Here is a 13,050-nt window from a genome sequence, read left to right on the forward strand (position 1 = left end):
CGTACAACGCCCTGCTTACTTACCATAGCGCTATACACCTTTACGCTATAAAATAAGTGACCCCCATGCGAGTACCTCATATTTATCAGGCATCGAGTATTGCCTTAAACACCCCGGTTTCTTTAAACGACGATGCAGCGGGCCATATTGGCCGCGTATTGCGCATGAAAGTAGGCGAACATGTGTCTATTTTTAATGGCGAAGGCGGTGAATACTTCAGTGAAATTATTGAGGTAACTAAAAAAACAGTTGTTGTTATGCCACAACGTTTTGATGAGCATGATGTCGAGTCGCCGCTTAAAATTCATTTAGGGCAATGCGTATCACGTGGCGACAAAATGGACTTTACCATCCAAAAATCTGTTGAGCTTGGTATTAGCGAAATCACCCCTATTTTTAGTCAGCGCTGTGGCGTTAAACTCAGTGGCGACCGGTTAGAAAAAAAACACCAACAATGGCAAAAAATTGCAATTTCAGCCGCCGAACAATCGGGGCGTAACTTTGTGCCAGTTGTTCACACACCGGTTGATTTAAAGCAATGGCTTGAACAACAAACAGACGCCATTAAGCTCACTTTGCACCCTCGTGCCGAGCACAGCATTAAAACAATAACCGTTCCAAGCGCCGGTGTACGCTTTTTAGTAGGCCCTGAAGGCGGCTTTACCGATGAAGAAATGCTGCAAACTAAAGATCAGCACTTTGTTGATATTCGCTTAGGGCCGCGCGTTTTACGAACAGAAACGGCCGCTTTAACGGTCTTAAGTGCATTACAATTACAATTTGGCGATTTAGCTAATTGAAATAGCTCAATGGCACCCTCATATTAAAACTATTAGCACTCTAGTAGTCATTATAATTAGATTAAGGCACAGCGCATGGCGATAAAGTTAGGTATTATTTCTGATCCTATTAGTGGATTTAACATCAAAAAAGACACCGGGTTTGCAATGATGATGCAAGCGCAAAAACGTGGCTACGAAATTTACTACATGGAGATGGATGACTTATCGCTTCGCCAAGGTAAATCGTATGCGACCGCAGCAAAAGCGCAGGTATTTAACAACACCGAAAAGTGGTACGAACTTGAAGAAAAAGCCACAATCGCGCTTGCCGACCTAGACGTTATTTTAATGCGAAAAGATCCACCGTTCGATACGGAGTACATCTACGCAACTTATATATTAGAGCGTGCAGAGCAAGAAGGTACGTTAATTATTAATAAACCACAAAGCCTGCGCGATGCTAACGAAAAGCTATTTACAGCGTGGTTTAGCGAGCATACGCCAGATACGCTAGTAACACGCAGCCAAGCTCAAATACGCGCGTTTTTAGCTGAGCATAAAGACATTATTTTAAAACCACTTGATGGCATGGGCGGCGCATCTATTTTTCGTATTAAAGAAGATGATGCAAACATTGGCGTTATTTGCGAAACCTTAACTGAGCATGGTAGTCGCTTTGCCATGGTGCAAAATTACATTCCAGAGATCAAACAAGGTGATAAACGCGTATTGGTTGTTGATGGTGAAGTTATTCCGTATTGTTTAGCGCGTATTCCACAAAATGGTGAAACCCGCGGTAACTTAGCTGCAGGTGGCCGTGGTGAAGCCCGCCCCCTTAGCGAGTCAGACCTTAAAATAGCTCAAGCAGTTGCCCCTACGCTTAAAGAAAAAGGGTTAGTGTTTGTAGGGTTAGATATTATTGGCGACAAGCTCACCGAAATTAACGTAACAGCACCAACCTGCGTACGTGAAATTGAAGCCGCTTACGATATATCTATTACCGGTATTTTGTTTGACGCAATTGAGCGTAAGCTCGCTAAATAAACACCATTTAAAAGTCCATTAATTTAAGTATTTCATACAATTAATGGACTTTTTATACGCTACGTATATATCTATGCCATACTCAAAGTTCAATAAGTATTCATAAACTAAAAGGGTGAAATCTATGCAATCATTAGAAAATCATTTTTTAATCGCTATGCCGTCGATGCAAGACCCTTTTTTTAAACGTGCTGTTACCTATATTTGTGAGCACAATGAAGATGGGGCTATGGGATTGGTGATCAACCAGCCTATTGATGTGACCGTTGGTGAGCTTTTAGATAAAATAGAAATAGACAACGACAAAACCCAACAAGCCGCGCAAGTCTCTGTGTTTGCAGGTGGTCCGGTTAAAACCGACCGAGGTTTTGTACTTCATTCACCTCAGCCAGGCTACTCTGCAAGCCAAAAGCTTAGCAGTGATATAATGATCACCACATCAAAAGACGTACTTGCCAACCTGACCACCGCCCACGCACCTGAGCAATTTATTATTACGCTTGGTTATTCGGGCTGGGAGCAAGGACAACTTGAGAAAGAGCTTTTAGATAACAGTTGGTTGATCATTAAAGCCGATCCGAAGATCATTTTTGATACACCGGTAGAAAAACGCTGGGAAAAAGCAGTTTCGATGCTAGGCTTTGATGTTAGCCAACTTTGCAGCGAAGCTGGACACGCTTAAAGAACGATAATGACGAAAAAAAACCTTAAGCCGCAAGGCCAGCGCACCGTAATGGGCTTTGACTTTGGCACCAAAAGCATTGGTATTGCCATAGGACAAGAGCTCACAGGCAGTGCGTCTAGCTTAAAAGCGGTAAAAGCCCAAGATGGTATTCCTAATTGGGATCATATTGCGGTTCAAGTTAAAGAGTGGCAACCCGACTTAATGGTCGTCGGGTTACCCCTTAATATGGATGGTACTTCGCAAGAGGTAACCTTTAAGGCTAAAAAGTTTGCTAACCGCTTGCACAATCATTACGGCATACCGGTGCAAACACAAGATGAGCGACTCACAACCGCCGATGCTAAAGCGCGTTTATTTGAACACGGTGGCTATAAAAATTTAGGGAAAGGAAATGTCGATAATATGTCGGCAGTGATTATTTTAGAGAGTTTTTTTGAAGCCAGTTATGGTGAATAAGTAATGCCGACTCCTTTAATTACGTAATCTATTTTAAAGGTAGAAAAACACCGCAGTGGTATAAAACGTTATAAGTAATTTTATCCATAAAAAAAGCGCCCAGCGGCGCTTTTTTTATGGATAAAATACAGTGTTAATTGCTGTTTTTATCATCTAGTCCATCTATGGTTACACCTTGTAAAAATCCTGCACCTTGTTGCTCGTTATTGCGCAGCTTAATCATTAAGCGTAAATCGTTTGGCGAATCAGCATGATGCAGTGCATCGGCGTAATTAATACGTTGCTGTTTGTATAGCTCAAATAAGGCTTGGTCAAAGGTTTGCATACCCATTTCTTTAGACTTAGACATGGCTTCTTTTATGCCACCAATATCCCCATTTTTAATTAGCTCTGCCACCATGGGTGAGTTTAATAATATTTCAATCGCGGCTACACGCCCTTCCCCATCAGAAGTGGGAATAAGTTGCTGGGCAACAATGGCGCGTAAATTTAGCGCTAAGTCGTACTTAAGCTTGTCGTGTTTTTCTTTAGGCACTAAGTGCATAATACGGTCAATGGCTTGGTTGGCATTATTAGCATGCAATGTAGCCACACATAAGTGACCCGTTTCGGCAAAGCTCAGTGCGTATTCCATGGTTTCTTGCGAGCGTATTTCACCAATTAAAATAACATCGGGAGCTTGGCGTAAAGAGCTTTTAAGTGCCGACTCAAAGCTGTCAGTATCAAGCCCTACTTCGCGCTGAGTAATAATACTTTTGCGGTGCTCGTGCACAAACTCAATCGGATCTTCAATGGTGAGTATATGGCCGCGCTGGTTGCGGTTTCTGTAGCCAATTAAGGCAGCCAGTGAAGTTGATTTACCCGTGCCAGTACCACCAACAAACAGCACTAACCCGCGCTTTGACATAATTACATCGGTGAGTGTAGAGGGCAGCCCTAAATCACTTACATCAGGTATTTGCGTTACAATGCGGCGAATAACCATACCCGCTCTATCGCGCTGCCAAAAAGCCGATATACGAAAACGCCCTTCGTCTGTGGCTATCGCAAAGTTACACTCTTTAGTGGTATGAAACTCGTTTTTTTGTTTATCGCTCATCGCTGACTCTACAAGCGCAAGCGATTGCTCATCACTTAACTTATCGTCGCTAAGAGCGATAAGCTCACCATTAATTTTTGCACTGACTGGTAATTGGCTAGAGACAAATAAATCCGAGCCTTTTTTATCAATCATTATGTGTAAAAAGTGATTTAAAGATAAATTCATAATATGTCCTTAGCCACCAAACTGGGTTTTATCTTGGGCTTTTTCTTTTGCGGCTGCGGTTGTCACAATGCCGTGATTAACTAAATTATTTAAACATTGATCCATAGTTTGCATACCGTGTGATGCACCCGTTTGTATAGACGAATACATTTGTGCAATTTTATCTTCACGAATTAAGTTACGAATCGCCGGTACACCAATCATAATTTCGTGCGCGGCCACGCGTCCACCGCCAATTTTTTTAAGTAGTGTTTGCGAAATAACGGCACGCAGTGACTCAGAAAGCATTGAGCGCACCATATCTTTTTCTTCACCTGGGAATACATCAATAATACGGTCAATCGTTTTTGGTGCCGAGGTGGTATGTAGCGTACCAAACACTAAGTGGCCGGTTTCTGCGGCGGTCATCGCAAGGCGAATGGTTTCTAAGTCACGTAGCTCACCAACGAGTATTACATCCGGGTCTTCACGCAGCGCGCTGCGCAGTGCATTAGAGAAGCTGTGCGTATCTCGGTGTACTTCACGTTGGTTAATAAGACTGAGTTTATTATCGTGTACAAATTCGATAGGATCTTCAATGGTGAGGATATGGTGATGTTTTGTTTGATTTATATAATCGACCATAGCCGCAAGCGTTGTTGATTTACCCGAACCAGTTGGGCCGGTAACCAATACTAAACCACGCGGGTTATCTGATATTGTTTTAAAAATATCTGGCGCACCTAAATCCTCAAGCGTCAGTACATCGCTGGGGATGGTACGAAACACCGCTGCAGGGCCGCGGTTTGAGTTAAATGCGTTAACACGAAATCGAGCAAGGTTAGGCACTTCAAACGAAAAATCCACTTCTAGGTTTTGTTCGTAGTCCTTGCGCTGATTATCGTTCATAATGTCGTAAACAAGGCTGTTTACATCTTTGTCTGCAAGTGCAGGTATATTAATGCGGCGAACATCACCATCTACGCGTATCATAGGTGAAACACCTGACGATAAGTGTAAATCAGATGCTTTGTGTTGCACACTAAACGCTAATAATTCGGTAATATCCATTTATGACTCCACAACTAACTGATAAATATATGGTTACAATAGCAGAACGACTCACATCCGCCTACGCTAGAATTGCCAGCGCGGCTAAAAATGCTAAACGTAGTAGCGACGCTATTACGCTGCTAGCAGTATCAAAAACAAAACCAAGCGACGATATTATTGCTGCCTACGAGCATGGCCAGCGCCAATTTGGTGAGTCTTATGTTCAAGAGGCTGTAGATAAAATAGCTCAACTACACACATTTAGCGACATCATTTGGCATTTCATTGGCCCTATTCAATCAAATAAAAGCGCCCTTGTTGCTGCACATTTTGATTGGGTACAAAGCGTAGATAGAATAAAAATAGCTAAGCGTTTAAACAGTCAACGTCCAGAAAACCTAGCCCCTTTAAATGTGCTTATTCAAGTAAATATAAGCGCCGAGGAGGCTAAATCGGGCTGTAGCGTAGAGCAAATACCCGAACTAGCTGAGTTTATTGACCAATGTGAGCAACTCACTTTGCGTGGTTTAATGGCTATTCCGGCTAAAAGCGACGATCCGAGTGAGCAAAGTCAATCTTTTGAGCAATTACAAACTTGCTTTGATAAACTAAAGGCCCAATATCCTCATATAGATACGTTGTCGATGGGGATGAGCAATGATGTTGAAGCCGCCATTAGCGCAGGTTCAACCATGGTGAGGATCGGCACAGATATTTTTGGAACTCGAACTTAAAAGGTGATAACAGACATATGTCAGATAAAACAATCGCATTTATAGGCACAGGTAACATGAGCTACGCCATTATTGGTGGCATGGTAAAAAACGGTTTTAATGCAAACAACATCATTGCTACAAACCGCAACCAAGAAAAGCTTGCCAAGGTAGCAGACGATTTCAAGGTGAAAACCACCAGCGACAATAACGAAGCCTTACGCGATGCTGATGTCATTGTATTGTCTGTTAAACCACAAATGATGGGCGATTTATGTAAATCGTTTCAAGAATCGGGTATCGACTTTAGTGATAAACTGTTTATTTCGGTAGCGGCTGGCTTAACCGTTAAGCGTTTACGCGAAATGCTTGGCCAAAACGTTAAAATGGTACGTTGTATGCCAAACACGCCATCGCTACTAGGGCGTGGTGTATCGGGTTTATTTGGCGCAGATGAAACAGCCGAAGAGCACGACTTTGTACAACAAGTATTTGAGTGCACAGGTATTGTTGTTTGGGTAGAGCAAGAGTCGCAAATTAACGATGTCATTGCTGTGACAGGTTCATCGCCCGCTTACTTTTTCTTATTTATGGAAGCCATTGAAGAAAAAGCGAAAGCACTTGGCTTTAACGATGAAGATGCGCGCCGCTTAGTACAGCAAACTGCGCTAGGTGCAGCCGAAATGGCATTGAGCCAACCAGAAATAAGCATTTCGCAATTACGCGCTAATGTAACTTCTAAAGGCGGCACCACCCATGCTGCGGTTGAGCATTTAAAAGGCGAAGGCCTAGTGCAAACAGTTAGCGATGCAATGGATGCGTGTATTGCGCGTGCAATGCAAATGGAAAAAGAACTTTAAAATTACTTTTTATTGAAGGTTACACTATGAATGCCATGCAATTTTTGATCAGTACCCTGTTTGATTTGTTTTTAATGGTGGTACTACTGCGTTTTTGGCTACAGTGGGCAAAAGCCGACTTTTACAACCCAATGAGCCAATTTGTGGTTAAAGCAACCTCGTTTGCAGTTAACCCGTTACGTAAAATTATACCTGGCCTAGGAGGGCTCGATTTAGCCTCTCTGTTGCTGGCATTTATTGTAGCCGTTGCCAAAATTAGTACTTTAATGCTGGTGATATACGGCGCATGGGCTGCGCAACCTGTGTTTATACAAGCACTTATTACCGTACTTAAAGAAGGCTTAAACCTTGTATTTTGGGTATTGATTATTCGCGCTATTTTAAGCTGGGTAAGTCAAGGTTATAACCCAATAGAAGCGGTTTTCCATCAGCTTACTGAGCCAATGCTCAAGCCACTTCGTAAAATTATTCCACCAATGGGTGGCTTAGATTTATCGGTGCTTGTACTAATTATTGGTATTCAGTTTTTACAAATGCTGCTAATGGACTTTTTAGCCTAAATTTTTTGTTTTAAGCAAAAGAGGCCCTTTGGCCTCTTTTTTATATAGGACATCATAATGAACCGTTTAATTAAGTTTTGCTTTATTAGTTTTTTAGCCTTTGCTTTTAATGCCCACAGTGAAGACATGCAAGGCGCACAGTACAAAGAGCTGGGCCCTTGGCAAGTGCATTACATTGCTTTTCCATCTACCTTTATTCAGCCGCAAATAGCTAAAACATATGGCCTTGAGCGTAGTGGTTATAAAGGCATTGTTAATATTTCAGTACTGAAAAACAATAGCGATAAAACCGCGCAAACCGCTCAGCTCAGCGGCACCGCAAAAAACCTACTCGGCAATAAGCAAGCCCTTACTTTTAAAGAAGTAAAAGAAGGTGAATCAATTTATTACCTTGCGCAAGTAGACTACACCAACGAAGAGATTTTACGTTTTGAGATAAACATCCAGCAAGGTAGTCAGTCTCAAAAACTCACGTTTCAGCAAAAATTTTACGTAGATTAAAAACATGACCAAAACATTAGTGCTTGCCACAGGCAACCCTGGCAAAGTTAACGAGCTGGCCAATATGCTTAGCCCGCTTAATATAAATGTGCTTCCGCAAAGCGATTTTAACGTAGGCGAAGTGGCCGAAACCGGCACCACCTTTGTAGAGAACGCGATAATTAAAGCCCGCCATGCTGCTAAAATTACCGGTATGCCAGCCATTGCAGATGACTCAGGCTTAGAGGTAGATGGCTTAAATGGTGCACCGGGCGTGTACTCAGCTCGTTTTGCCGGTGAAAGCGCCAGCGATCAAGACAACATAGATAAACTACTTAACGAATTAGCCGATAACCCAAATCGTAAAGCCCGCTTTTGGTGTGTGCTGGTATTAATGCGCCACGCCGATGACCCTACCCCACTTATTTGTAGCGCAAGCTGGGAAGGCGAAATTACACAAACCCAAAATGGCGAAGGCGGCTTTGGTTATGACCCAGTATTTTTTGTAGCAGAGCAAAACTGTACCAGCGCCGAGCTCACCAAAGAGCAAAAAAATGCGGTGAGTCATCGCGGCCAAGCACTTAAAAAGTTATTACTAGAGCTACAAAGCAAAGGCGGCCTGTGAACCTTCCACCACTGAGCTTATATGTGCACGTACCTTGGTGCGTGCAAAAATGCCCCTATTGCGATTTTAATAGCCATGGGCAAAAAGGCGACATTCCTGAAGCTGAATATGTTCAGCATTTAATTGACGACTTAAAAGCCGATTTGCACTTGGTGCAAGGACGTAAAATTCACAGTATTTTTATTGGCGGCGGTACACCAAGCTTATTAACTGGCGATGCATATACCCGCTTATTAAACGAAGTCGATAACCTGATTGGCCTAAGCGACAACTGCGAAATAACCCTTGAGGCAAATCCTGGTACCGTAGAAACCGGGCGCTTTAAAGAGTACGTTAAAGCGGGTATTAACCGTATTTCTATTGGCGTGCAAAGCATGCAAAACGACAAGTTAAAAGCACTTGGCCGTATTCATGGCGCCGATGAAGCGCACTACGCTGCAGAGCAAGCTAAGCAAGCCGGGTTAAATAGCTTTAACCTTGATTTAATGCATGGCTTACCGGGGCAAAGCCTTGACGATGCGCTGAGCGATTTAAAAAAAATAATTGCTTTAAACCCGCCACATATTTCCTGGTATCAGCTCACTATTGAGCCTAATACACAATTTGCATCCAAGCCGCCAACTTTGCCACAAGATGAAACCCTATGGGATATTCAAGAGCAAGGCCAAGCACTACTTGCTCAAGCCGGTTACATACAATACGAAATATCGGGCTATGCCAAGCCAGGCTTTCAATGCCAACATAACTTGAATTATTGGCGTTTTGGCGATTATCTCGGTATTGGCTGTGGCGCTCATGGTAAGGTGACTGATGCAAAAACCGGCATTATTACCCGTACTGAAAAAATTAAGCATCCGCGCGGTTACATGGATATGCTTAAGCCGTACTTGTATAAAAGCTGGCAAGTAGAGCAAGACGATTTAGCCTTTGAATTTTTTATGAATCGCTTTCGCTTAGTCGAGCCTTGCCCTATTGATGATTACAGTGCGCTGACTAATCAGCCATTGCAAAGCCAACAAGCGGCGTTAACTAAAGCAATAAATGCAGGTTTGTTAATACAAGAAAGCGGCCATTGGCAAGTTAGCCTTAAAGGGCATCGTTTTTTAAATGACCTGCTAGAATTGTTCGTGTAGTGGTTTTAACCACGCGCGATAAACATAAAATACAAGCAAATAAATATAATACACCCTAATGGGTTTCTAACAACAAAGGGAAAACAATGCGTAAACTTACCTTTATTGCAGCAGCCGTGAGCGTTGCTATTTTAGCCGGTTGCCAGCAGGCACCACAACAAACAACCCCGGCGCCTGCAGTGCAAGCGCAACCTGTGCAAAGCGAAATCGACAAAGCGAATGCGTTTTTTGAAGATACCTTTAACCGCGATGTAATGAACAGCCCGGTTTATCAAACTTACATGGGTATTAAAAAAGATTACGATAAATGGGATGACGGCAGCGAAGAGCAAAAACTAAAAGACCTTGCGCAAGCAAAAGAAGACTTAGTTACTTTAAATGCTATCAACCGCGACCTGCTTGATGATGCCACTAAAGTAAGTTACGACTTAAAAAAACAAGACCTAGAAAGCTCGATTGCTGATTTTAAATGGCGTTACCATAACTACCCGGTTAACCAAATGTTTGGTACTCACTCTATGGTGCCTGCGTTTTTAATTAACCAACATTCAATTAGTAATGTTAAAGAAGCTAAAGATTATATTGCGCGTTTAAACGGTGTACCTACTGTATTTGAACAGCTAATTACTGATTTAGAAACCCGTGCTGATAAAGGCATTATTGCGCCTAAATTTGTGTTCCCACATGTTATAGATTCGAGCAAAAACATCATTCATGGTGCGCCATTTGAAAAAGGTGAAGACTCAACACTATTAGCCGACTTTAAACGTAAAGTAAGCGCTCTTAAAATTAGCCAAGATGAAAAAGATGCCTTAATTAGCGATGCAACTGATGCATTAAAATCAGCCGTTAAGCCTTCTTACTCTAAGTTAATTAATTACTTAGCACAGCTAGAAAAACGTGCAGATAACCGCGATGGCGCATGGAAACTGCCTGACGGCGAAGCGTTTTACAATAACGCACTTAAGCGCACCACAACAACTGACTTAACCGCTAAAGAAATTCATGCCATTGGCCTTGCTGAAGTAAAACGTATTCATGATGAAATGCGTGAAATTAAAGACAAAGTAGGCTTTAAAGGTGATTTAAAAGCGTTTATGCAGTTTATGAAAACGGATAAACAATTTTATTATGCCAATGACGAGCAAGGTAAACAGCGTTATTTAGATGAAGCCACTGGCCTAATCAACACCATGAAAACTCGCCTAGATGAGTTATTTATTGTTAAGCCAAAGGCTGATCTTAAAGTTAAAGCCGTTGAAGCATTCCGCGAAAAAGCAGCAGGTAAAGCATTTTACCAACAACCTGCGCCAGATGGCTCACGCCCTGGTATTTACTACGCAAACCTTTACGACATGGAAGCAATGCCAACGTACCAAATGGAAGCATTAGCGTACCATGAGGGTATTCCAGGTCACCACATGCAAATTGCTATCTCACAAGAGCTTGAAGGTGTACCTAAGTTTCGTAAGTTTGGTGGCTACACCGCTTACATTGAAGGTTGGGGATTATACTCAGAGTACATTCCTAAAGAAATGGGCCTTTACTCAGACCCATACTCAGACTTTGGTCGCCTTTCTATGGAATTATGGCGTGCGTGTCGTTTAGTCGTTGATACCGGTATTCATGCAATGAAATGGACTCGCCAAGAAGGTATTGATTACTACGTAAATAACACGCCTAATGCCACATCTGACGGTGTTAAAATGGTTGAGCGTCACATTGTAATGCCATCGCAAGCGACAGCTTATAAAGTGGGTATGCTTAAAATTTTAGAGCTGCGTGAAGATGCTAAAAAGCAACTAGGCGATAAGTTTGATATTCGCCAGTTCCACGACGTTATACTTAAAAATGGCCCTGTACCACTTAACGTATTAGAGAACTTTGTAAACGAGTGGGTAGCAAGTAAAAAAGCTTAATACTTGGTTATAAATAGAAAAAGGTCGCTGATGCGGCCTTTTTTGTTTTATAGTAATAAAAACGCTCAGAGGTAGAGTTAAGAATGGATTTAAGCATACAATTACTTAATGCGCGCATTGCTAAGCATCAGCTAGACGAGCTCGATAACGACTTTAAACAGTTAAGCCCTGCTCAGCAAACATTACAGCTAAACCACCTTTACGAAAGTGCTTTGCGGATGAGTATTAAATACGACTTTATGCAAAATGTGGCAACACGTATTTTAACAACCAACACCCCACCAGCACCTTTTATAAACCAATTAACAACGACTGATGCATTAACGTTTTTTACACCTGCACTAAAAGAAAATAACTGCTTTTTAGCACAAGACGGCCAAGGAAATAATGTACTGCACAATGTATTTAAACACGCCAATGCTCAAAAGCTGGCGTTTAACTATGTGCGCTCATTAATGCTATTTGAATCTAACGATAATTTAGTAAAAGCCCTTGCACAAACAAATGCTCGCGGCCTTACCCCTGTTGCCTGTTATATCGCCTATGCTGATAAACCTAGCACACCAATAAAGCATGAATTTTCAGCATTATTAGCGCTTATGGAAATAGAGCAAAAACAAAATCCAACCGCTAAACAGCAACTGGCAAATATATTAAAAGGCGCTGATATAAACGAAACCAGCATTTTACTTAGCGCTGCTTACCTACAGCGCTCAACCGCACAAATTGCCCACTTAGTTAGAGCAATTTAGTCACTTAAGTAATATTCAACACTGGTGACCACCCTCACCTTTTTGATATGTGGCGTGTTTGAATCGCGATTGCTAATGCTAAATTGCCCTTGGCGAGCGGATTTTATTTTACCAAGCGTTGAGTTCGAATCTTTAGCAAATTTGTTGGCAACTTCACGGGCTTTTTCTGTAGCCTCTTGCACCATGGCTGGTTTTATATCGTTAAGGCCGGTAAATAAATACTCAACTTTGGTTTCGTAACTATTTTGCACAATGGCAATGCCCTGTTTAGCTAATTGACTCACTTTACTCAGCGCATTTTGTACTTTGTCGGGCGCGTTCGAATACACAATAATATTAGCGCGTACCAAGTAACGAAATTTTTGATTATCGTTAGCGTATTCACGGGCTTGCTTATCAATAATCGACTGGCTACCCGTGCTTATTTCGTCATCATCAAAGCCATGTAGCTTTAAAAATGCAATAACAGCATCGTTTTTTTGCTCAACCCGACTAACCAGCTTTTCTAAGTCGTTGTCTGCATCGCTGTATTGCAGCGGCCAAATTACCGTATCGGCGCTAACTTCACGCTCTGCTAACCCTTTAACCTGCACACTACGTTCCATGCTTTTTACATCTACTGCGGCACTTTTAATAATAAAGCCTAATAAAATTAAGCCTATACTTAGGCAAATTGCGGCTATAACGGTGTAAAAACCGGGTGTTTTATTCACAAAAAACTCCTTGATTGATATCAATAATA

The 13,050-nt window shown here is 42.0% G+C and carries 15 protein-coding genes; 12 read left to right on the plus strand and 3 right to left on the minus strand.

Features of this window, described 5'->3' with window-relative positions; translation table 11 throughout:
• Positions 1-65: 65 nt before the first annotated feature.
• The 4 genes from rsmE to ruvX all read left to right on the plus strand — a co-directional run bounded on the left by rsmE (position 66) and on the right by ruvX (position 2,967).
• Positions 66-800, plus strand: coding sequence for a 16S rRNA (uracil(1498)-N(3))-methyltransferase (rsmE, locus tag MTF64_RS10545; protein ID WP_054983576.1), 735 nt, complete (start codon positions 66-68; stop codon positions 798-800).
• A 75-nt stretch (positions 801-875) separates the two neighbouring features.
• Positions 876-1,826 carry a glutathione synthase gene (gshB, locus tag MTF64_RS10550; RefSeq protein ID WP_126005926.1) on the plus strand — a complete coding sequence of 317 codons (951 nt, stop codon included), beginning with the start codon at positions 876-878 and terminating at the stop codon, positions 1,824-1,826.
• Between the two features lie 124 nt (positions 1,827-1,950).
• Positions 1,951-2,508: a YqgE/AlgH family protein gene (locus tag MTF64_RS10555; RefSeq protein ID WP_004586843.1), complete on the plus strand. Its 558-nt coding sequence runs from the start codon at positions 1,951-1,953 to the stop codon at positions 2,506-2,508.
• 9 nt (positions 2,509-2,517) lie between these two features.
• Positions 2,518-2,967, plus strand: coding sequence for a Holliday junction resolvase RuvX (ruvX, locus tag MTF64_RS10560; RefSeq protein ID WP_004586842.1), 450 nt, complete (start codon positions 2,518-2,520; stop codon positions 2,965-2,967).
• Between the two features lie 133 nt (positions 2,968-3,100).
• On the opposite strand, the gene MTF64_RS10565 is transcribed toward ruvX, so the two are convergent.
• Positions 3,101-4,234 (minus strand): PilT/PilU family type 4a pilus ATPase, encoded by a 1,134-nt coding sequence (locus MTF64_RS10565; protein WP_064385708.1) that lies wholly within the window; start codon positions 4,232-4,234, stop codon positions 3,101-3,103.
• Positions 4,235-4,243: 9 nt separating this feature from the next.
• Positions 4,244-5,284: a type IV pilus twitching motility protein PilT gene (locus tag MTF64_RS10570; protein ID WP_004586840.1), complete on the minus strand. Its 1,041-nt coding sequence runs from the start codon at positions 5,282-5,284 to the stop codon at positions 4,244-4,246.
• Between the two features lie 2 nt (positions 5,285-5,286).
• On the opposite strand from MTF64_RS10570, the gene MTF64_RS10575 reads away from it, so the two are divergent.
• From MTF64_RS10575 to MTF64_RS10610, 8 genes are all read left to right on the plus strand, one after another.
• The gene (locus MTF64_RS10575; protein WP_024031539.1) at positions 5,287-6,000 is read left to right on the plus strand and encodes a YggS family pyridoxal phosphate-dependent enzyme; all 714 of its coding nucleotides are present in this window, start codon (positions 5,287-5,289) and stop codon (positions 5,998-6,000) included.
• Between the two features lie 17 nt (positions 6,001-6,017).
• Positions 6,018-6,839 carry a pyrroline-5-carboxylate reductase gene (gene proC / locus MTF64_RS10580; protein WP_004586838.1) on the plus strand — a complete coding sequence of 274 codons (822 nt, stop codon included), beginning with the start codon at positions 6,018-6,020 and terminating at the stop codon, positions 6,837-6,839.
• Positions 6,840-6,865: 26 nt separating this feature from the next.
• Positions 6,866-7,399: a YggT family protein gene (locus tag MTF64_RS10585; protein WP_004586837.1), complete on the plus strand. Its 534-nt coding sequence runs from the start codon at positions 6,866-6,868 to the stop codon at positions 7,397-7,399.
• 57 nt (positions 7,400-7,456) lie between these two features.
• On the plus strand, positions 7,457-7,900 hold the full coding sequence (locus tag MTF64_RS10590) for a DUF4426 domain-containing protein (protein WP_004586836.1): 444 nt from the start codon (positions 7,457-7,459) through the stop codon (positions 7,898-7,900).
• A 4-nt stretch (positions 7,901-7,904) separates the two neighbouring features.
• Positions 7,905-8,504 (plus strand): XTP/dITP diphosphatase, encoded by a 600-nt coding sequence (locus MTF64_RS10595; RefSeq protein WP_055254892.1) that lies wholly within the window; start codon positions 7,905-7,907, stop codon positions 8,502-8,504.
• Positions 8,501-9,637, plus strand: coding sequence for a radical SAM family heme chaperone HemW (hemW, locus tag MTF64_RS10600; RefSeq protein ID WP_248451311.1), 1,137 nt, complete (start codon positions 8,501-8,503; stop codon positions 9,635-9,637). The genes MTF64_RS10595 and hemW overlap by 4 nt, the downstream gene beginning before the upstream one ends.
• A gap of 86 nt (positions 9,638-9,723) precedes the next feature.
• Entirely contained in the window at positions 9,724-11,556 is a 1,833-nt protein-coding gene (locus MTF64_RS10605) for a DUF885 domain-containing protein (protein WP_248451312.1), read from the plus strand.
• Between the two features lie 83 nt (positions 11,557-11,639).
• On the plus strand, positions 11,640-12,308 hold the full coding sequence (locus MTF64_RS10610) for a hypothetical protein (protein ID WP_248451314.1): 669 nt from the start codon (positions 11,640-11,642) through the stop codon (positions 12,306-12,308).
• Here the strand turns inward: MTF64_RS10610 and MTF64_RS10615 are convergent.
• Positions 12,305-13,021 carry an SIMPL domain-containing protein gene (locus tag MTF64_RS10615; protein ID WP_004586831.1) on the minus strand — a complete coding sequence of 239 codons (717 nt, stop codon included), beginning with the start codon at positions 13,019-13,021 and terminating at the stop codon, positions 12,305-12,307. The two genes, MTF64_RS10610 and MTF64_RS10615, sit on opposite strands and share 4 nt — an antisense overlap.
• Positions 13,022-13,050 lie beyond the last annotated feature (29 nt).

The organism is Pseudoalteromonas sp. 2CM41L (genome assembly GCF_023161905.1).
In the GTDB taxonomy this organism is placed as follows: Bacteria; Pseudomonadota; Gammaproteobacteria; order Enterobacterales; family Alteromonadaceae; genus Pseudoalteromonas; species Pseudoalteromonas atlantica.

Excerpts from the sequence above, each read along its gene's own strand:
- MTF64_RS10595 (WP_055254892.1), top strand. The coding sequence starts at position 7,905 with ATGACCAAAACATTAGTGCTTGCCACAGGCAACCCTGGCAAAGTTAAC.
- proC (WP_004586838.1), top strand. The coding sequence starts at position 6,018 with ATGTCAGATAAAACAATCGCATTTATAGGCACAGGTAACATGAGCTAC.
- ruvX (WP_004586842.1), top strand. The coding sequence starts at position 2,518 with ATGACGAAAAAAAACCTTAAGCCGCAAGGCCAGCGCACCGTAATGGGC.
- rsmE (WP_054983576.1), top strand. The coding sequence starts at position 66 with ATGCGAGTACCTCATATTTATCAGGCATCGAGTATTGCCTTAAACACC.
- gshB (WP_126005926.1), top strand. The coding sequence starts at position 876 with ATGGCGATAAAGTTAGGTATTATTTCTGATCCTATTAGTGGATTTAAC.
- MTF64_RS10565 (WP_064385708.1), bottom strand. The coding sequence starts at position 4,234 with ATGAATTTATCTTTAAATCACTTTTTACACATAATGATTGATAAAAAA.
- MTF64_RS10570 (WP_004586840.1), bottom strand. The coding sequence starts at position 5,284 with ATGGATATTACCGAATTATTAGCGTTTAGTGTGCAACACAAAGCATCT.
- MTF64_RS10610 (WP_248451314.1), top strand. The coding sequence starts at position 11,640 with ATGGATTTAAGCATACAATTACTTAATGCGCGCATTGCTAAGCATCAG.
- MTF64_RS10585 (WP_004586837.1), top strand. The coding sequence starts at position 6,866 with ATGAATGCCATGCAATTTTTGATCAGTACCCTGTTTGATTTGTTTTTA.
- MTF64_RS10575 (WP_024031539.1), top strand. The coding sequence starts at position 5,287 with ATGACTCCACAACTAACTGATAAATATATGGTTACAATAGCAGAACGA.
- MTF64_RS10590 (WP_004586836.1), top strand. The coding sequence starts at position 7,457 with ATGAACCGTTTAATTAAGTTTTGCTTTATTAGTTTTTTAGCCTTTGCT.
- MTF64_RS10605 (WP_248451312.1), top strand. The coding sequence starts at position 9,724 with ATGCGTAAACTTACCTTTATTGCAGCAGCCGTGAGCGTTGCTATTTTA.
- MTF64_RS10555 (WP_004586843.1), top strand. The coding sequence starts at position 1,951 with ATGCAATCATTAGAAAATCATTTTTTAATCGCTATGCCGTCGATGCAA.